Raw genomic sequence first — 16,917 nt, 5'->3', positions numbered from 1 at the left:
CCATTTTGGCGGATTGCCAGACCTGACCCCGACTTTCAAAATAGATCTCGCATCTGGAAGTAGAGCATGCCCAAGACCAGCGCCGGCGTGCGCAGCAGCGTGCCGCCGGGGAAGGGGGCGTGCTTGATGCGCGCGAAGATGTCGAAGCGCTCGGCCTGTCCTGCAATCGCTTCCGCCACCAGCAGGCCGGCCATGCCGGTGAAGGCCAGGCCGTGGCCTGAGAAGCCTTGCATGTAATAGATGTTGTGGCCGATCCGCCCCAGGTCCGGGGCGCGGTTCATGCTGATGTCGATGAAGCCGCCCCACGCGTAATCGATGCCCACGTCCGCCAGTTGCGGAAACACGGCGACCATGCGGCGCCGGATGCGTTCGACCAGGTTGGCCGGCGTTTTGGCGCTGTAGCTGTCGCCGGCGCCGAACAGCAGCCGGTGGTCGGCGCTGAAGCGGAAGTAATCCAGTACGAAATTGGTGTCCGACACGGCACTGCGGCGCGGCAGCAGGCTGTCTGCATGTTCCTTGCTGAGTGCTTCAGTGGCGACAATATACGTCCCCACCGGCATGATGCGCGCACTCACCTGCGGCACCAGGTTGCCATACTCGGCGAGATAGACGTTCGCGCCCAGCACAACAAAGCGCGCGGCCACCTGTCCCTGGGCGGTGTGCACAAGCGGCGTATTGCCGCGCTCCAGCAGGAATACCGGGGAATCCTCGAAGACGCGCACGCCGGCTGCCATCGCCGCGCGACCAAGACCCAGCGTGTACTTGAGCGGATGCACATGCCCGCCGCCCATGTCGGCCACGCCGGCATGGAAGCGCGGGCTGTCGATCCATCGGCCGATCTCGTGCGGCGAAATCCAGTGCAGCGGATAAGCGTAGGCTTTTTCCACATGCCGCCCCCAGGCTTCCAGCGCGCGCATCTTGCCCGGCTTGACCGCCAGGCTGAGTGCGCCGGGCTTGTAGTCGCAATCGATGCCGTACTTGTCGATGCGTTTGCGCAGCAGCTGCACGCCTGCCACCGAGGCATCCCATGCGCGGCGCGCGTCCTCGCGCGGCAACTGGCGCTCGATGGCGGACTCGCCGTCGTTGCCGAAGCCGGGCAATACCTGCCCGCCATTGCGGCCCGACGCGCCCCAGCCCAGGCGCTGCGCTTCCAGCAAGACCACGGAATAGCCGCGTTCCGCCAGCTCCAGTGCGGCGGACAGCCCGGCCAGGCCGCCGCCAATCACGCAGACGTCCGCGCTGGTGCTGCCTGTCAACGGGGGCAGGGCAGCGGCGCGCTGCACGCTCGCCTCATAGTATGAGTTCTCGATGACGCCCAGTTCTTTGCGCAGCAGCGTGCCCATATCAGGTGACGCGGAAGTTCAGGAACTGCCAGGGATCCTCTAGGTCGTGCGGCTCGTCGAACAGGCCGCTGCGCTCCTTGAGAGGCGTCCAGTCGCTATATACGCCAACCAGCTCGCCCAGGTAGGGCGCGGCGATTTCCATGACCAGCTGGTCGTCAATGTCGTCCGGCTCCACCACGCCGCAATCGGGATTGCGCAGGGCCCATGCCATGCCGCCCAGGATGCCCGCCACCACCTGCAGCGAAGTCGCCGAGTTGTGCGGCGCCAGTTCGCGCGCCTGTTCGATGTCCAGGCGCGAACCGAACCAGTAGGCGCCTTTCGAATTACCCATCAGGAGCACGCCCAGTTCGTCCATCCCGCTTTCGATTTCCTTGCCGATGATGCGCTGTTCGCTTTGCTGCTGCCAGTTCTTGCCGGCCACTTCGTGCAGCGACAGCACTGCGTCGTCGCAGGGATGGTAGGCATAGTGCACGGTAGGGCGGTATACCACTTCATTGTTTTCTCGCAGCGTCAGGTGGTCGGCGATCGAAATCGACTCGGCGTGCGTGACGAGGAAGCCGTGATAAGGCCCCTCGAGCGGCGTCCAGCTTCGCACGCGGGTGGCAATGCCGGGGCGCTTCAGATAAATGGCGGCGTCGCTGCCGTAGCCGTGGCGGGCGGCGTCGGCCGGCCAATGCTTCTCATGGCTGCCCCAGCCCAGCTCCGCCGGCTGCAAGCCCTCGCTGACGAAGCCGTCCACCGACCAGGTGTTGACGAATTCGTCGCGCGCCTTGCGGCGGCTGGAGACTTGCGTGTCGCGTTCGGCGATGTGGATTACTTTGATATCCAGCTGGTGCGCCAGCCTGGCCCAGTCTTCGTAGCAGTCGGGACGCGCCACTTCGAGGCGCTGGTCGCGCGCCATATTCATCAGCGCCTGTTTGACGAGCACGGAGGCCAGGCCCGGATTGGCGCCTTGCGTCACCACGGCTGTCGCGCCGTGGCGCTTGTCGAGGCGGAAGGCCAGCACTGCCTCGCGCAGCGCGTAGTTCGAACGCTGCGACAACGATAGGTCTTCGTCATCGTAAAACCCCTTCCACGGTTCCGTGCATGTGTCGAGATAAAGGACGCCACGCCGCCAGCAATAGCGGATCAGGTCCAGGCTCGACACGTCGACTGAAAGATTTAGCAGGAAGTCGCCCTTGCGCAGCAGGGGATCGAGGATGCTCTCGAGACTCCCCTCCTGCAGCGGCGTAGCCTGGTAGTCGATGCCATATTCCTCGGCGACGCCGCTCTTGTCCGGGCCGCGCGACACGACGGTGAGCTGGGACGGCTCCAGCCCGAAATGCCGAAACAGCAAGGGCACCACGGCCTGGCCGATGCTGCCGAAGCCGAGCATGACCAGGCGCCCTGGCAATACGCCGTGTTGTTTATGGTTTTCCATCCTATCTCCCCTAAGTGAGGCCATTGTGGGGCGCACGCCGGTTGGCTTCCATGCGGGATTTAACATTCAAGCTTCTTGCATTTTGCAAAAAATGAGTTAAGATATGTCTTAATGAGATATATCTTAACTTTCCGGGAGAAAGCCATGTTCCATTTTTTCCGCGGCCACCACCGGCTGCACCATGAACACCACCATCACCAGCGCGGCGGCGGCCGCGGGCCGAAGATGTTTGACGCTGGCGCCATGCGCTACGTCGTGCTGCAACTGATCGCCGACAAGCCGCGCCACGGCTACGAAATCATCAAGGAACTGGAAACGCTGACCGGCGGCAGCTACTCGCCCAGCCCGGGCGCGATCTACCCGCTGCTGTCGATGATGGCCGACATGGGCCATGTGGACATCGTCAAGGATGGCAACAAGAAGCTGTATTCGGTCTTGCCGGAAGGGCAGCAGTTCCTCGACGAGAACCGCAATATGGTGGACGCCTACATGGCGCGCCTGGTGGAAAACGCGAGGGGGGAAGACGGGGGGGATTTGCGCACCCTGATGCATGCCCTGAAAGACGCCGTCATCACTCGCGGCCGCGGCCCGCGTGCCAGCCGCGAGCACGTCGACGCAATTCGCGCTATCCTCAAGCGCGCCATCAACGACATTAACCAACTCAGCTGATGACCCAGACACTCACTCCGCAACGCGAACGCACAGTCCTGTGGCTGCTGGCGTTCATACAATTCACCGTCATCATGGACTTCATGGTCATGATGCCGCTTGCTCCGCAATTGATGAAGGCATTCACCATCAGCGCCGCCCAGGTTTCCGGCGCTGTATCGGCCTACGCCTGGTGCGCCGGGCTTTCCGGCCTGCTGGCGGCAACCTATGCCGACCGCTTTGACCGCAAGAAGCTGCAACTGACCGTGTTCATGCTGTTCAACCTGTCGAACCTGGCCTGCGCCCTGGCGCCGAACTTCCATGTTCTGGTGCTGTCGCGAGCTTTTGCCGGCATGACCGGCGGCGTGCTGGGGGCGATCAGCATGTCCATCATCGCCGACCTGATTCCGCAGGAACGCCGCGGCGCCGCCACCGGCGTCGTGATGACTTCCTTCAGCATGGCCGCGATCGCGGGCGTGCCGATCGGCGTCATGCTTGGCGCGCACTTCGGCTGGCAGTCGCCGTTCTATCTGCTGGTAGTACTGTCGATGGTCGTGTGGCTGGTCGCTGCGCGCACCCTGCCTGCGATGACTGCGCACCTGGCCAACGCGCCGGTGCCGCTGGCGCGCGTGCTGCCCGAGCTGTTTGGCCTGTTCACGGTGGGCGCCCACTTGCGCGGTTTCCTGCTGTGCTTTGTGGTGACAGTCAGCGGCATGATGGTGATTCCCTTCATTTCGCCCATGCTGGTCGGGAACCTGGGCATCGAACCGGCGCAGATCAGCTACGTCTACCTGTGCGGCGGCATTGCGACCCTGTTCAGCTCACGCCTGATTGGCGGCTGGTCCGACCGGGCCGGCAAGCAACGCGTATTCCGCTGGGTGGCGCTGTTCTCGATTGCGCCGACGCTGTTCATGACGCATATGCCGCACATCCCGCTGCTGGCGATCATGCTGTTCTTCCCATTCTTCATGGTCGCCATGTCGGGCCGCTTCGTGCCGTTGCAGGCGCTGCTGACCACCATCCCCGAGCCGCAGCGGCGCGGCGCTTTCCTCAGCGCGAACGCGGCGGTCCAGCAGATGGGAACGGGGATTGGCGCCTTTGCCGGCGGCCTATTGGTGCATACCGATGCGGCAGGGCGCTTGCTGGGATACGGCACCATCGGCGTCATTGCCTCAGTGCTTATCGTGTTCTCGGTATGGTGGATCGGGCGGGTGCAGAGCGCGCACGTCCCGCTTACTGCGCGTTCCCCTGCTTGACCACCAGGTCCAGCAGCCGCTGGCCTTGCTCGAGCACGGGCTTGGCCAGTTCATCGCGCACGACGTCGCTGAAGAAGCCGTCGGTGACGCGATTGCCGTCCTGCGACAGGAAGGTGAAGCGCAACTGGCCCGGGCCCGGCACATACACCGGTCTTTGCGGCGAAGCCTTGATGAAGGCCGGGATGGCGCTTGCGACCAGCACTTTCGCCTGCGCCGCCACGTCGGCCGGCGCCCCTTCGAAAACGGCGGTGCGCCCGGTCTGGTTGATGTAGCGCACGCGCCCGTCGGCGTAGGCGGCAAGGGTGTCCATGCTGCCGTCCAGCGGCACTTCAATCACCACGCCCAGCACTTCCGGCGCGGCCGGGGCATGGCCGTTGGCGCGCAGCCAGTGCGCAGCCAGCAGCCGCACGCGCGATTCTTCGCTTGCGTCCTGTGCGATGGCTTGCACCACGCGCGCGTCGGGAGCTTCGCCAAAGAGCTGGCCGGCATCGTCGGCGAACAGCATCTTGTGCACGGTGTTTAACTCTTCCGTGCCGTACGGCGCGTCAGCGCGGACTTTTGACTTGGCGCTGAACGCCGCAAACAACTTCTTGAACATCTTTACCATCCAGTTAATGCTTCAACTTCCGTAATGTGGCGCCAGCTTGGGCGCGCGCGCATCATGTCGGCATATTGTTGCAATGCCGGCCAGGCAGTTGCAGGACGCGGCATGTTGCGCGACCAGCGCATGTACATGGTCAGCATCAGGTCCGCGCCGGAAAACGTTTCGCCCAGCAGGTAGGGGCCATTATCGGCCAGGCGGGCATCGAGCGTGGCCCACGTCGCTTCAATCCGCTGCCGGATTGCGCTGCGCAGCGCGCTGTCGTCATTCGTGCTTCCAAGGTCGGACGGGTAGAACCACAGGCGGAAATTGTTGCCCAGGCTGTTCGCCAGCGTCACCATCAACTCGTACCATTCGGCCCGTGCCAGCGAGCCGGCAGGCGGCGCCAGGTTCGATTGCGGGTGGCGTTCGGCCAGCATCAGCATCAGGGCCGCCGATTCGGCGAAGGGCTTGCCGTCGATGAGGAGGGTAGGCACTTTGCCTTGCGGGTTGATGCGCAGGTATTCAGGACTGCGCTGCTGGCCCGCTTCAAGGTCGATTGCCACCAGTTCGTAAGGCACGCCGATCTCTTTCAGCGCCGCGTGGATCGCCAGGCTGGCTGCACCTTTGCCGTAATAGAGGGTGTACATGGTCTAGTCCTTCAAGCCTTTGCGCCATTGATCGAGCGACATCAGCTCGCCGCTGATATCGTCTTCAACCAGGATATCGCCGTTCACGTGCGAGACCAGAAAGCTGGCCACAGCTTGCGCCATGTCGTCGCCGTTCTCCACGAAAATGAGCTGGTAATAAGGGCTGCCGTTCACGTCGCGCGGCGCCGGATCGGTTTCAAGCAGCGCACCATGGCGCTCGCCGCCGCTGCGCTTTTCGATGGCGTCCGCCAGCCGTTTCAGCTCCGGCAGCGCCATCAGTTTTTCAACCGCCTGGTCGCGGCTCAGGTTTGCTTTCGCTGCTGGCATGGCCACAGGCGCCGCAGCGGCCATCGGCGCAGCAGTTGCATGGATGTTGTGATTGCTTGCATACCAGGCACCGATACCTGCAAGGAGCAGGCCGGCAACGGCGCCGGCGATGGCGGATTTACGGGAGGAAGACATTGCTTGGCACGACCATGCGGTGAAAGTGCGCCAATACTAACAGAATTAAAAAGCCTGCGAGGCGTGAACCAGGCAGGCTTTCGGGATACGCAGAGTGGACGCTTACTGCTTGCGGCGGCGCAGGGCAAGGCCCATCATGCCCAGGCCGAGCAGCATCGAGGCGATGGTTGCAGGCTCCGGTACGGCTTTCAGCGAGACGTTATCGAGCGAACCGCCGATGCTGTCGCTGATGCCGGAAGCCTGGAAGCTCAGGTTCGACAGGCTGCCGACGGCAAACATCGACAACTCAATCTTGAACCAATTGGTCTTCGAGGTGAAGTTGTCCTGCTCGACGTGCTTCAGCAGATTGCCGTTCCACAGCACGTCGATGCCGTTGGTGGCGGCCGATGTGTGTTCGCGCGGGGCGTAGTAGAAAGACAGGTTGTACCTGCCGCCGGCGACGGTGTCGATGGTCTGGCTGATCCAGCTATTGACCGAGGAATCCAGTTCCAGGAAGTTGCCGCCGTCCTGGGCCGTACCGGCCACGTTATTGCGCACTTCAACGCCTTTTGAGCCGACGCTCCATCCGTCCAGCGCGGACTTGATGGTCCAGGAACCAGCGGCGACGCCGTTCTTTTCAAAGCTGCCATTGGTGATCAATTCCATCGGGCCCGCATAGGCGGTGCCTGCGACGGCAAACAGGAGGGCGGTCAGAAGTTTCTTCATATTGTCGAAATTAAATGAAGGTTGCGTAAAAGTTATTGTGATTGTAGCACGGTTATTTGCCGGCTTCTTTTTGCGCATAGGGGAAATGATGTATCTCAATGAAGAAAAAGCCTGCAAGGCGCAAACCTTGCAGGCTTTTTAGTCAGCTGTGAGGCTGTCGGCGATTACATCATGCCGTCCATGCCACCCATGCCGCCCATACCGCCCATGCCACCCATGCCGCCGGCTGGCTTGTCTTCTACGACTTCAGCAACCATGCAGTCGGTGGTCAGCATCAGGCCAGCGATGGAGGCTGCGTTCTGCAGAGCGGAACGGGTTACCTTGGCTGGGTCCAGCACGCCCATTTCAACCATGTCGCCGTAGGTGCCGTTGGCAGCGTTGTAGCCGTAGTTGCCGGTGCCGGCTTGGACGGCGTTCACAACCACCGAAGCTTCTTCGCCGGCGTTGGTGACGATCATGCGCAGTGGCTCTTCCATGGCGCGCAGCACGATCTTGATGCCGGCGTCCTGGTCGGCGTTGTCGCCTTTCACGTTCAGCGAAGCGCGGGCACGCAGCAGGGCTACGCCGCCGCCTGGCACAATGCCTTCTTCCACAGCTGCGCGGGTTGCGTGCAGTGCGTCTTCAACGCGGGCCTTCTTCTCTTTCATCTCGACTTCGGTGGCTGCGCCAACCTTGATCACGGCAACGCCGCCGGCCAGCTTGGCCACGCGCTCTTGCAGTTTTTCGCGGTCGTAGTCGGAGGTCGCGCCTTCGATCTGGGTGCGGATCTGTGCCACGCGGCCTTCGATGGCCGAAGCTTCGCCTGCGCCGTCGATGACGATGGTGTTTTCCTTGCCCACTTCGATACGCTTGGCTTGGCCCAGTTCTGCCAGGGTGGCTTTTTCCAGGGTCAGGCCGACTTCTTCAGCCACTACCTGGCCGCCGGTCAGGATGGCGATGTCTTCCAGCATGGCCTTGCGACGGTCGCCGAAGCCAGGAGCTTTCACTGCGCAGGTCTTCAGGATGCCGCGGATGTTGTTGACCACCAGGGTCGCCAGTGCTTCGCCTTCGATGTCTTCAGCGATGATCAGCAGTGGACGGCCGGCTTTTGCTACTTGCTCCAGTACTGGCAGCAGGTCGCGGATGTTGGAGATCTTCTTGTCGCACAGCAGGACGAATGGGTTCTCCAGGACGGCAACTTGCTTTTCCTGGTTGTTGATGAAGTATGGGGACAGGTAGCCGCGGTCGAACTGCATGCCTTCCACGATGTCCAGCTCGTCGTGCAGGGACTTGCCGTCTTCAACGGTGATGACGCCTTCCTTGCCCACTTTTTCCATCGCTTCGGAGATGCGCTCGCCGATCGATGCGTCGGAGTTGGCGGAGATCGCGCCAACCTGGGCGATTTCCTTGGAGGTGGTGCATGGCTTGGAGATGGACTTCAGCTGTTCGACGGTGGCAGCAACTGCCTTGTCGATGCCGCGCTTCAGGTCCATCGGGTTCATGCCGGCGGCAACGTATTTCATGCCTTCGCGGACGATGGCCTGGGCCAGCACGGTTGCGGTGGTGGTACCGTCACCGGCGTTGTCGGAGGTCTTGGAAGCGACTTCCTTGACCATCTGCGCGCCCATGTTCATCAGCTTGTCTTTCAGTTCGATCTCTTTGGCGACCGAAACGCCGTCCTTGGTGACGGTTGGGGCGCCGAAGGAGCGCTCCAGCACCACGTTGCGGCCTTTCGGGCCCAGGGTGACTTTCACTGCGTTGGCGAGGATGTTCACGCCTTCGACCATCTTGGAACGTGCGGAATCGCCGAAAATGACTTCTTTAGCTGCCATGTTTGTTTCTCCTGAATTCTGTATCTAGGGGGCTGTGATTACTTCTGTACCACGGCCATGATGTCTTCTTCGCGCATTACCAGCAGTTCCTGGCCGTCTACCTTGACGGCTTGGCCGGCGTATTTGCCGAACAGAACGCGGTCGCCCACTTTCACTTCCAGAGCACGCACGGTGCCGTTGTCAGCAACTTTGCCGTTGCCAACTGCCAGCACTTCACCCTGGTCCGGCTTTTCAGCGGCTGCATCAGGGATGATCAGGCCGGACGCGGTCTTGGTTTCCTGGTCCAGGCGTTTGACGATGACGCGGTCATGCAAAGGGCGAAGGTTCATACAAAACTCCTTTTACTCGGTTTATTGACAGTTGTTAGCACTCTCGGCTAACGAGTGCCAACAATTATAGGGACGACACTTTCCCTTTTCAAGGGAATTTCTTTGCGCTTGGTCAAACGTTGAATTGATATCAATCATGCCAGAGATGCAACGGCATGGCGCGCGAGTGGCGGGGAGGGGGTAAAGCGGGGCAGTTATAAAAGAAAAATGGGACCGTCGCCGGTCCCATCTTGGTCAGGCATGCAGATCAATGCTGTTTGCGGCGATACACGCCGGCCATGCCGAGCAGGCCGATGCCGAGCAGCCCCAGCACGCCCGGTTCAGGGACGGGGGCGACAAAATCGAGGATACCGCCTTCCTGCGTGATGGCAATGTCGAGGGCGTTGGTGCAATCCACGGTATCGCAATCGACGCCTTGCGTGGTGTTGTTGAATGCTGCGAACGAGGCAGTGTAGAACGGATCCGGGTCGAAGAAGTAGGCTTTGCCTTCCGCAGTCAGGAACCAGCTCATGGTGACGTTCTGGAACACGCCGCCGAGGTTGTCGATGCCGCCGACGCCATTGTAGGCAAAGTCGGACCAGGCCAGCTGGGTCTGGGCGCCGGCAAAGTTAATGGACGGATCGGTTCCGACCACGGCCTGGTTATAGGTGTTGTCGTTGCCGACGTCGGCCCACAGCTGCAGCGACAGCGCGGTCGGGGTGCAGGAAACGCCCGGGCCAAGAATGCCGCTGCAAGAGAAGTCCTGGTGGAAAGTGGCATACAAGCCATAGTCGAAGTTGACGCGGGTATCCGCAGTCGACACGTTGTTCGAATTCAGCGAGAAGCCGCTGAACACGATGTAGCCGTTGGACACGTAATTGTTGCCCACGCCGGTATAGGCCACGCGCGCGGACGACACGCCGTTGATGGCGTCGGCGGTGAAGATGTTGCCGGCAGGTGCCAGTCCCGTTGGGTCCACCTGGAAGGAGGGTGCAGCGGCAGCGCTGCCAGTTGCCAGAGCGCCAAACGCTAGCAGCATGCTGGCGGCCAGGCCGCGAACGCTAGGTGTGAGAATCTTCATTACATTTCTCCGTTGAGAGGATAAAGCACCAGTTTTGGGATGACTGAGCATTAAATTTGTTCAGGTCATGATCTTTATCAAAGCAATACATATGCCACATTTAAAATGCGGCCGAAAAACAAAAACTTAGTATTAACTTTCAAACCATGTTGTTTGCGCTGCGCGGCCTGCTCTGTAAAATATTCCGACATGTAGCTTCTCAAGATTAAGTAGCAAATTCAATGACTTGGATGATATATTTGGTGAGCATTCGCATGTTTTGATATTTTGTGTGACTTTTTATGCCGCGCTCGGCGTGAGTATTAATTTAAAATTAAACTGCATTTATTTCGACTGCGCGGCAAGCATTGCCGAGAATTTGCGCTTGGCTAACTGAATTGCTAGCCAGTTCAGGGGATGGCTATTGCCGCCCGGTCGCCAGGTGTAGACGAATTTGTCGCGATAGGCGTCGTACTGGAAGCCATGCGGTGCGGCCAGGATCTTGCCGCGCTTGAGCATCATCTTGATGGCCTGGGTGGCGGCCACGCCCGAGCAAAGCTGGCAAGCCATCGAGGTCGAGGCGCCGCGCCGCTCCGCCAGGTTGATACCGCCCGGCACCAGGTAGCTGCGGTGCAGGGCGGCCGGCGCCAGGCCGACCAGGAAGCGGATTGCCATGTCCAGCTCCGGCAGGTCGCCCCAGCCGAAGTACTCTTCGAAGGTCGTCCCGCCCGGCACGAAGTTCAGGCCCGCCACGCTCATGCCCAACGGCGCCGCGCAAGTGGCCGGCACGCCCAGCGCCTCGCACATGGCATAGGTCTGCTTGCGCGCCTCGAAGGCGAAGAAGTCGAGCCCGTCGACATACACGTCCGCCCCCTGCAGGAAATCGCGCAGGTTGCCCTGGTTGACGCCCTGCGGAAAGGTGCGGATCTTGACTTCGGGGTTGATGTCGCGCGCCATGCGCGCCATCACCTCCACCTTGGGCTGGCCCAGCGTCGACATGAAGGCGCCGGCCTGGCGGTTGAAGTTGGGGATGTCGAAGGTGTCGAAGTCGGCCAGGTGGAAGGCGCCCACGCCCATGCGCGCCAAGGCCAGCAAATGCACGCCGCCCACGCCGCCGACGCCGGCGATCGCCACGCATTTGTTGCGCAGTGCCTGCTGCTCCGCTTCGGTGACCCAGCCGATATTGCGCGAGAAGGCTTGCTCGTAATCGAAGCGGCGTTCGGTGTTGGATTCGGCCATGGCGATTATTCCTGTTCCCGCAGGCGGTTGATGATTCCCGCTTCTTCATGCTGCGAGAAGAACAGGGGATAGAAGGAACGTTCCTCGGAATCGGGCTGTCCGCCATGGAGGCGGATCTGCTCCTTCATGTACGACAGTTCGATGTGCATCAGCACCCCGCGCACGTTGACGCGCGGATTGACGACCTCTTCGCCAAGCTGGCGAAAGCCGAGCATGCGCTGGTAGAACTGGCGATGGCGCGGCGTGACTTCGATGAACAGCACGTCGTAGCGGTGGATGTCGTAGGCATACATGACGGCCAGGTGGATCAGCGCTGCCAGGTAGCTCTTCGATTTTGGCCCCATGTCGAAGGCCAGCTTGATGAATTCGCAGACACGTTTGCCGCGCGCCCGGAAGGCGTCGATCTCGGCGCGGAACAGCTGGTCGGCCAGGATGCCGGATGGGCTGTCCAGCCCCAGGGTCAGCGTGCCGACTGCTTCGTCGCGGTTGTGCGCCATGAGCGTGACGCGGTTCGGGTCATCGGTCAGTGCATGGGTGCCCTCCAGGCCACGCCAGGCGTACATCTTGTGGATCAGCATGCTAGCCTTGCTACGCCCTTCGGGCGTGTCGACTAATCTGATGCCGAAGGTGTTCTCCCCGGTGACGATGTCCTGCATTTCCGCCAGCAAGCGGTCATCGCGAAAGGGGTCGTCGGTGCGTGTTGCGTCCAGCGCAGCGTCGACCCGTTCGACCTGCTTGTACTGCATAGTCCCTCCCAGCAAAACTTGTCAGAATTTGTGGTCTTTTCGTAAATAAATAATGACAAGTTCAGCTTGCTGTCGCAACGGGAGCTCATGCAAGCGTGCGCGGGAAGGGCGTGCCGGCACGTCCCCTCTATGAACGAAGGGTGTTTGGCATTTCCGGACGGCTATATTTCTTGGGAGCTTGATATGCCTGAAATGCTAGTCAGTTGTCGCTTGCGCTTGCAGGCAGGGACAGGCTGAACGTCACCTCGCTGGAGGTGCAGTCGGACAGGCGCAGTTCGCCGCCGTGGGCGCGGGCGATCTCGCGCGCCAGGGCCAGGCCCAGTCCCACGCCGGCCACGCGGCGGTTGTAGGCATGGCCGGCGCGGTAGAAGCGGTCGAACAGGCGGTCGCGCTGCTCGAAGGCGATGCCGGCGGAGGCGTTGGCCACGTCGATCTGCCAGCCGCTGGCGGTGCGGCGGCCGGTGATGGCGATCCAGCCTTGCGGCACGCCGTATTTGACGGCATTGCTGACCAGGTTTTGCAGTACCTGGCGCAGCAGGTCCGCATCGCCTTGCGCCTGCATGCGCGGCGGCATGTCAAGCCGCAGCGGGCGCTCGGGCGCCATCAGGTCCAGGTCGTCGGCCAGTTCGCGCAGGACCGGCACCAGGTCGAGCGCCTGCATCGGTATCTGGAGCTGGCCGGCGTCCGCGCGCGACAGCATCAGCAGCTTGCGCACCACGTTGTCGAGACGGCGCACTTCGTCCAGCATGTCGGCCAGCGACTGTTCCAGTTCCGGATAGGCGGCGGCGCGTTCGAAGGCCCGTTCCAGCTCGCCCTGCAGGATCGAGACCGGCGTGCGCAGTTCGTGCGCGGCGTCGCCGGAGAAGCGGGCCGACTGCAGGAAGCTGCGCTCGAGCCGGTCCAGCATGTCGTTGAACACCGTGACCAGGCGCTCGAACTCCTGCACCTCCTCGTCGGCCGCCACGCGCTGGCGCAAATCGCTGGCGCGAATGCGCTCCATCACGCTGCTCAGGTGCTCGATCGGACGCATGGCGCGCCCGGCCAGGTACCAGGCCACGCCGCATACGATCAGGCACAGCACGACCACGAATGCGCCGAAGCGCTTGATCGACACGGCCAGCTGCGCTTCCGACAGGGTGGTGTTGACGCCCATCTGCACCAGCACGCTGCCGCGCCGGACCTGGCCGATGCGCCATTGGCTGCCGCCGCCGTAGTAAGTGCGCAGCTGCCTGTCGTTCGCTTCCGGCACCAGCAGCGAAGCGGGCCAGTTGGGGCTTTGGTAAATCACGCCGCGCGCATCGTCCGCCGCGCGCAGGATGGCGAATTTCTCGTCGTCTCCTTCCGGCGCAAAGCCGCTGAAGCTGGCGTTCAGGTGGGCGTCGATGGCATTCCAGAGCGGGACCGGCGAAGCGCCGAAGCCCGGCCCGGCCAGTTGGGCCAGCATGACGCGGTCGATGATGGCTGCGCGCCGGTTTAGCAAGGTCAGGGCGGCGGCGACAAACAGCACGGCCACCACCGCCGTGACCAGGCCGCCGGTCGTCAGCGCCACCCGCAGCCGGTACGAACGGATGAAGGGGCGGTGCGACGGCGTCATGCTTCGCCGTCGGGCTTGCGCAGGCGGTAGCCGACGCCGCGCACTGCTTCGATGGCTACGTGTTCGGGCAAGGCCAGCTTCTTGCGCAGGCGCTGGATGCAGACGTCGACCATATTGGTTTGCGGGTCGAAATCGTAGCCCCAAACATGCTCGAGGATCTGGGTGCGGGTATACACCCGGCCCGGGGCGCGCATCAGGTATTCCATCAGGTTGAATTCGCGGCTGGTCAGTTCTACTTCGCGGCCATCGAGTTCCGCCACGCGCGACAGGCGGTCCAGCTTGAGCGGGCCGGCGGTCAGCACGTTCTGCCGCTCGCCACTCACGCGGCGCAGCAGGGCGTGGATGCGGGCAATCAGTTCTTCCACATAGAACGGCTTGGCCAGGTAATCGTCGGCGCCCAGGTTCAGGCCTTCCAGCCGGTCGTCCAGTTCATTGCGCGCGGTGAGCAGGATCACCGGCGTATCGCGGCCGTCGCGGCGCAGGGCTTTCAGGATCGCCAGGCCGTCGCGGCCCGGCACCATGATGTCGAGCAGGATGATGTCGTACTGGCGTGACAGCGCGTAGTCATAGCCCTGGTTCCCATCTTCGCAATGGTCCACCAGGATGCCTTGTTCGCGCAATCCGCTGCATACAAAGCTCGCGATCCGCTGTTCGTCTTCTACCAGTAGGGCTTTCATGCCCAGCATTGTCAGGAAATGCCAAAGCGCCGTCAATGCGAACGGCGCTCGATTACAGCTTTGTAATCAAAGCGTGGGCCAGCTGTCATTTTCGTTTGGTGTAATGGCGGGGTTCAATCACGGGAGACGGATCATGAGCCTTGGCATCTGGTTCAGGGAGCTAGGCAATGACCTGGCCGACATCGGCGGCGCATTCAAGGACGTGTGCATCGACATCGCAGCGGCGGCGCGCAAGATTGCGGGCCATCCTTTCAAATGAGCTACAATCGTAAGAATGTTTAACACCAAGTTGACCGTGCAACCGTACGGCCATATAGTTTCGGGATGATCGCAGACTTCCAAGAACTTTCCGATAAAATCGACCGCCTGGCGGAACTCGCGCACACCTTGCGCCGTGAGAACGCTCAGTTGCGCCAGGCAAATGCAGCCCTGGTAGCCGATAATCTTGAATACCAACGCCGCCTGGGCGAAGCGCATGCCCGCGTGATGGCGCTGCTGGACAAAATCCCCGCTGCCGAAGCAGACACTCCTGAGGATGCGCAATGATCCATGTCGACGTGACCATCATGGGCCAGCCCTACAAGCTGGCATGCAAGGCCGATGAAGAACGCGCGCTGCGCGAAGCGGCCAACCTGCTCGACAAAAAGATGAGTGCCATCCGCGACGCCGGCAAAGTCAAGGGCAATGACCGCATCGCCGTGATGGCGGCGCTGGGCATGGCGGCGGAATTCCTGGCATCGAAAACTGCCAACGGCGGCCCGTCGATGCTGGAAGTGCAGGAGAAGCTGGGCGCCATGCACAAGGTGCTCGACAACGCGCTGACCCCGCAAGAGAATCTCTTCTAATTCCCAAAAATTGTCTTAAAGGCCTTTCCCGCAAAACGTTTGAGGAGTAAACTTCGTGTCACCCTGCGGTGTTCGAGATTTGCCATATATTCCTTGAACCATTTACACGCATCGGTTGCGGAAATTTGTTCGACGGGCGTGAGCGTCACTAGTCTGATGAACCCGAAGTTGAACTAACTGCAACCACCTTGAACCGTAAGGTTCGGGATGCCGGCATAACGGCACAGGCGGGGCCTCATTCCATAAAAGCGGTTGCCAGCACCCAAGGGTGCGCAACCGTTTTTTTACGCCCAGAGGAGAGCCATGCAATACTGGTTGATGAAGTCTGAGCCCGACGAAGTGAGCATCGATGATGTGATGTCTGCCAAGGGCAAGACGGTGCCGTGGTTCGGCGTGCGCAATTACCAGGCCCGCAATTTCATGCGCGATGCGATGAAAGTTGGCGACGGTGTCCTGTTCTACCATTCCTCCTGTCCCGAGCCCGGTATTGCCGGCATCGCGGAAGTGGCCAGCGGGCCTTATCCCGACGCGACCCAGTTCGATCCCAAGAGCCATTATTACGATGCGAAGGCGACGCAGGAGCAGCCGCGCTGGATTTCCGTCGACGTGAAGGGCGTGCGCAAGACGCGCCTGCTGTCCCTGGCGGAAATGCGTACGCTGCCGCAGCTCGAAGACATGGTGGTGCTGCAAAAGGGCAGCCGCCTGTCGATCACGCCGGTCACGCCGGCCCAGTGGAAGCATGTGATGGCGCTGCTGAAGGGCGATTGATGGATTGGAGTCTGGTCGGCGTCCTGCTCCTGATGGGGGCGGGCGGCGGATACGCGGCGGGCTTGCTGGGGATTGGCGGCGGCATGGTGCTGGTGCCCTTCATCACCATGATCTTCACGGCCAAGGGCTTTGCGCCCGGGCTGGTGGTGCATATGGCGATTGCGACTTCGCTGGCGACGATCATGTTTACTTCCTTGTCATCGGTGCGCGCGCACCACCGGCATGGCGCCGTGCAGTGGCGCATCGTGGCGTTGCTGGCGCCGGGCATCGTGCTCGGTTCGTGGATCGGGCCCTGGATCGGCAAGCAAATGAATACTTCGGCGTTGTCGCTGCTGTTTGCGCTATTCGTCGCGTTTTCAGCGCTGCAGATGCTGCGCAACCGGAAGCCTTCCGCCGGGCGCGATTTGCCTGGCACAGCGGGCATGTTCGCTGCCGGTGGAGTGATCGGCACGCTAGCGGGGCTGGTCGGTGCGGGCGGAGGTTTTATCTCGGTGCCGTTCATGGCCTGGTGTAACGTGCGTATTCACCAGGCGGTGGCGACCAGCGCGGCGCTGGGCTTCCCGATCGCGCTGTCGGGCACCTTGTCGAATATTTACTTTGGCTGGTCCGAGCCGGGCCTGCCGCAGTATTCGCTGGGCTTTGTCTATTTGCCGGCGCTGGCCGTGATCGTGGCTGCCAGCGTGACCATGGCGCCGCTCGGCGCGCGCATGGCGCACAAGATGGATGTGGCGGCGCTCAAGCGGGTGTTTGCCGTGGTGCTGTTTGCACTGGCGGGATATATGTCCTATCACGCGTTCGCGTAGCG

The 16,917-nt window shown here is 61.8% G+C and carries 20 protein-coding genes and 1 other RNA gene; 8 read left to right on the top strand and 13 right to left on the bottom strand.

Annotated features, from left to right (window positions below):
• Window positions 1-35: 35 nt before the first annotated feature.
• Together ACN9MW_RS25710 and ACN9MW_RS25705 are read right to left on the bottom strand one after the other, a co-directional pair.
• Window positions 36-1,343 (bottom strand): NAD(P)/FAD-dependent oxidoreductase, encoded by a 1,308-nt coding sequence (locus tag ACN9MW_RS25710; RefSeq protein WP_426164148.1) that lies wholly within the window; start codon window positions 1,341-1,343, stop codon window positions 36-38.
• 1 nt (window position 1,344) lies between these two features.
• The gene (locus tag ACN9MW_RS25705; RefSeq protein ID WP_426164146.1) at window positions 1,345-2,763 is read right to left on the bottom strand and encodes a homospermidine synthase; all 1,419 of its coding nucleotides are present in this window, start codon (window positions 2,761-2,763) and stop codon (window positions 1,345-1,347) included.
• A 144-nt stretch (window positions 2,764-2,907) separates the two neighbouring features.
• Between ACN9MW_RS25705 and ACN9MW_RS25700 the strand changes: the two genes are divergently transcribed.
• Both ACN9MW_RS25700 and ACN9MW_RS25695 read left to right on the top strand, forming a co-directional pair.
• Window positions 2,908-3,432 carry a PadR family transcriptional regulator gene (locus tag ACN9MW_RS25700; RefSeq protein ID WP_426164143.1) on the top strand — a complete coding sequence of 175 codons (525 nt, stop codon included), beginning with the start codon at window positions 2,908-2,910 and terminating at the stop codon, window positions 3,430-3,432.
• Complete coding sequence (locus tag ACN9MW_RS25695) at window positions 3,432-4,667, top strand: MFS transporter (RefSeq protein WP_426164140.1); 1,236 nt, start codon at window positions 3,432-3,434, stop codon at window positions 4,665-4,667. Before ACN9MW_RS25700 ends, ACN9MW_RS25695 begins: the two co-directional genes overlap by 1 nt.
• Here ACN9MW_RS25695 and ACN9MW_RS25690 read toward each other — a convergent pair.
• The 11 genes from ACN9MW_RS25690 to ACN9MW_RS25640 all read right to left on the bottom strand — a co-directional run bounded on the left by ACN9MW_RS25690 (window position 4,645) and on the right by ACN9MW_RS25640 (window position 14,499).
• A complete protein-coding gene (locus ACN9MW_RS25690; RefSeq protein ID WP_426164137.1) occupies window positions 4,645-5,265 on the bottom strand; it encodes a hypothetical protein in 621 nt (206 codons plus the stop codon). The genes ACN9MW_RS25695 and ACN9MW_RS25690 overlap by 23 nt on opposite strands.
• A 2-nt stretch (window positions 5,266-5,267) precedes the next feature.
• A complete protein-coding gene (locus ACN9MW_RS25685; protein ID WP_426164134.1) occupies window positions 5,268-5,897 on the bottom strand; it encodes a glutathione S-transferase family protein in 630 nt (209 codons plus the stop codon).
• Between the two features lie 3 nt (window positions 5,898-5,900).
• Window positions 5,901-6,359 (bottom strand): hypothetical protein, encoded by a 459-nt coding sequence (locus tag ACN9MW_RS25680; protein ID WP_426164131.1) that lies wholly within the window; start codon window positions 6,357-6,359, stop codon window positions 5,901-5,903.
• 102 nt (window positions 6,360-6,461) lie between these two features.
• Window positions 6,462-7,064, bottom strand: a complete 603-nt coding sequence (locus ACN9MW_RS25675; protein ID WP_426164128.1) for a PEP-CTERM sorting domain-containing protein — start codon at window positions 7,062-7,064, stop codon at window positions 6,462-6,464.
• Window positions 7,065-7,228: 164 nt separating this feature from the next.
• Window positions 7,229-8,875 carry a chaperonin GroEL gene (groL, locus tag ACN9MW_RS25670; protein WP_426164125.1) on the bottom strand — a complete coding sequence of 549 codons (1,647 nt, stop codon included), beginning with the start codon at window positions 8,873-8,875 and terminating at the stop codon, window positions 7,229-7,231.
• Between the two features lie 38 nt (window positions 8,876-8,913).
• Window positions 8,914-9,204 (bottom strand): co-chaperone GroES, encoded by a 291-nt coding sequence (gene groES, locus ACN9MW_RS25665; protein ID WP_028101749.1) that lies wholly within the window; start codon window positions 9,202-9,204, stop codon window positions 8,914-8,916.
• A 247-nt stretch (window positions 9,205-9,451) separates the two neighbouring features.
• Window positions 9,452-10,264: a flocculation-associated PEP-CTERM protein PepA gene (gene pepA, locus ACN9MW_RS25660; RefSeq protein WP_426164122.1), complete on the bottom strand. Its 813-nt coding sequence runs from the start codon at window positions 10,262-10,264 to the stop codon at window positions 9,452-9,454.
• 324 nt (window positions 10,265-10,588) lie between these two features.
• Complete coding sequence (locus ACN9MW_RS25655) at window positions 10,589-11,482, bottom strand: ThiF family adenylyltransferase (protein WP_426164120.1); 894 nt, start codon at window positions 11,480-11,482, stop codon at window positions 10,589-10,591.
• 5 nt (window positions 11,483-11,487) lie between these two features.
• Entirely contained in the window at window positions 11,488-12,228 is a 741-nt protein-coding gene (locus ACN9MW_RS25650; protein WP_426164118.1) for an N-acyl amino acid synthase FeeM domain-containing protein, read from the bottom strand.
• A gap of 199 nt (window positions 12,229-12,427) precedes the next feature.
• On the bottom strand, window positions 12,428-13,822 hold the full coding sequence (locus ACN9MW_RS25645) for a sensor histidine kinase (RefSeq protein WP_426164115.1): 1,395 nt from the start codon (window positions 13,820-13,822) through the stop codon (window positions 12,428-12,430).
• A complete protein-coding gene (locus ACN9MW_RS25640) occupies window positions 13,819-14,499 on the bottom strand; it encodes a response regulator transcription factor (RefSeq protein WP_426164113.1) in 681 nt (226 codons plus the stop codon). Before ACN9MW_RS25640 ends, ACN9MW_RS25645 begins: the two co-directional genes overlap by 4 nt.
• Window positions 14,500-14,632: 133 nt before the next feature.
• Here ACN9MW_RS25640 and ACN9MW_RS25635 point away from each other — a divergent pair, with 133 nt between their 5' ends.
• The 6 genes from ACN9MW_RS25635 to ACN9MW_RS25610 all read left to right on the top strand — a co-directional run bounded on the left by ACN9MW_RS25635 (window position 14,633) and on the right by ACN9MW_RS25610 (window position 16,915).
• On the top strand, window positions 14,633-14,758 hold the full coding sequence (locus ACN9MW_RS25635) for a hypothetical protein (RefSeq protein WP_426164111.1): 126 nt from the start codon (window positions 14,633-14,635) through the stop codon (window positions 14,756-14,758).
• 65 nt (window positions 14,759-14,823) lie between these two features.
• On the top strand, window positions 14,824-15,045 hold the full coding sequence (locus tag ACN9MW_RS25630; protein ID WP_426164108.1) for a hypothetical protein: 222 nt from the start codon (window positions 14,824-14,826) through the stop codon (window positions 15,043-15,045).
• Window positions 15,042-15,344, top strand: coding sequence for a cell division protein ZapA (locus ACN9MW_RS25625; protein WP_057260583.1), 303 nt, complete (start codon window positions 15,042-15,044; stop codon window positions 15,342-15,344). The genes ACN9MW_RS25630 and ACN9MW_RS25625 overlap by 4 nt, the downstream gene beginning before the upstream one ends.
• A gap of 57 nt (window positions 15,345-15,401) precedes the next feature.
• A non-coding RNA gene (ssrS, locus tag ACN9MW_RS25620) (6S RNA) lies at window positions 15,402-15,582 on the top strand.
• Window positions 15,583-15,647: 65 nt separating this feature from the next.
• Complete coding sequence (locus tag ACN9MW_RS25615) at window positions 15,648-16,112, top strand: EVE domain-containing protein (protein WP_426164106.1); 465 nt, start codon at window positions 15,648-15,650, stop codon at window positions 16,110-16,112.
• Entirely contained in the window at window positions 16,112-16,915 is an 804-nt protein-coding gene (locus tag ACN9MW_RS25610) for a sulfite exporter TauE/SafE family protein (RefSeq protein WP_426164104.1), read from the top strand. The genes ACN9MW_RS25615 and ACN9MW_RS25610 overlap by 1 nt, the downstream gene beginning before the upstream one ends.
• Window positions 16,916-16,917: the final 2 nt, after the last annotated feature.

Source organism: Pseudoduganella sp. R-34, from assembly GCF_049904655.1.
GTDB lineage: Bacteria > Pseudomonadota > Gammaproteobacteria > Burkholderiales > Burkholderiaceae_D > Rugamonas.
This window is presented reverse-complemented; position numbering and strand designations above follow the sequence as displayed.

Bases quoted from the DNA above. Each gene is read 5' to 3' on its own strand.
- ACN9MW_RS25700 (WP_426164143.1), top strand. From the start codon at position 2,908: ATGTTCCATTTTTTCCGCGGCCACCACCGGCTGCACCATGAACACCAC.
- pepA (WP_426164122.1), bottom strand. From the start codon at position 10,264: ATGAAGATTCTCACACCTAGCGTTCGCGGCCTGGCCGCCAGCATGCTG.
- ACN9MW_RS25630 (WP_426164108.1), top strand. From the start codon at position 14,824: ATGATCGCAGACTTCCAAGAACTTTCCGATAAAATCGACCGCCTGGCG.
- ACN9MW_RS25615 (WP_426164106.1), top strand. From the start codon at position 15,648: ATGCAATACTGGTTGATGAAGTCTGAGCCCGACGAAGTGAGCATCGAT.
- ACN9MW_RS25655 (WP_426164120.1), bottom strand. From the start codon at position 11,482: ATGGCCGAATCCAACACCGAACGCCGCTTCGATTACGAGCAAGCCTTC.
- ACN9MW_RS25680 (WP_426164131.1), bottom strand. From the start codon at position 6,359: ATGTCTTCCTCCCGTAAATCCGCCATCGCCGGCGCCGTTGCCGGCCTG.
- ACN9MW_RS25705 (WP_426164146.1), bottom strand. From the start codon at position 2,763: ATGGAAAACCATAAACAACACGGCGTATTGCCAGGGCGCCTGGTCATG.
- ACN9MW_RS25640 (WP_426164113.1), bottom strand. From the start codon at position 14,499: ATGAAAGCCCTACTGGTAGAAGACGAACAGCGGATCGCGAGCTTTGTA.
- ACN9MW_RS25625 (WP_057260583.1), top strand. From the start codon at position 15,042: ATGATCCATGTCGACGTGACCATCATGGGCCAGCCCTACAAGCTGGCA.
- groL (WP_426164125.1), bottom strand. From the start codon at position 8,875: ATGGCAGCTAAAGAAGTCATTTTCGGCGATTCCGCACGTTCCAAGATG.
- ACN9MW_RS25645 (WP_426164115.1), bottom strand. From the start codon at position 13,822: ATGACGCCGTCGCACCGCCCCTTCATCCGTTCGTACCGGCTGCGGGTG.
- ACN9MW_RS25690 (WP_426164137.1), bottom strand. From the start codon at position 5,265: ATGTTCAAGAAGTTGTTTGCGGCGTTCAGCGCCAAGTCAAAAGTCCGC.
- ACN9MW_RS25695 (WP_426164140.1), top strand. From the start codon at position 3,432: ATGACCCAGACACTCACTCCGCAACGCGAACGCACAGTCCTGTGGCTG.
- groES (WP_028101749.1), bottom strand. From the start codon at position 9,204: ATGAACCTTCGCCCTTTGCATGACCGCGTCATCGTCAAACGCCTGGAC.
- ACN9MW_RS25610 (WP_426164104.1), top strand. From the start codon at position 16,112: ATGGATTGGAGTCTGGTCGGCGTCCTGCTCCTGATGGGGGCGGGCGGC.
- ACN9MW_RS25635 (WP_426164111.1), top strand. From the start codon at position 14,633: ATGAGCCTTGGCATCTGGTTCAGGGAGCTAGGCAATGACCTGGCCGAC.
- ACN9MW_RS25650 (WP_426164118.1), bottom strand. From the start codon at position 12,228: ATGCAGTACAAGCAGGTCGAACGGGTCGACGCTGCGCTGGACGCAACA.
- ACN9MW_RS25685 (WP_426164134.1), bottom strand. From the start codon at position 5,897: ATGTACACCCTCTATTACGGCAAAGGTGCAGCCAGCCTGGCGATCCAC.
- ACN9MW_RS25675 (WP_426164128.1), bottom strand. From the start codon at position 7,064: ATGAAGAAACTTCTGACCGCCCTCCTGTTTGCCGTCGCAGGCACCGCC.
- ACN9MW_RS25710 (WP_426164148.1), bottom strand. From the start codon at position 1,343: ATGGGCACGCTGCTGCGCAAAGAACTGGGCGTCATCGAGAACTCATAC.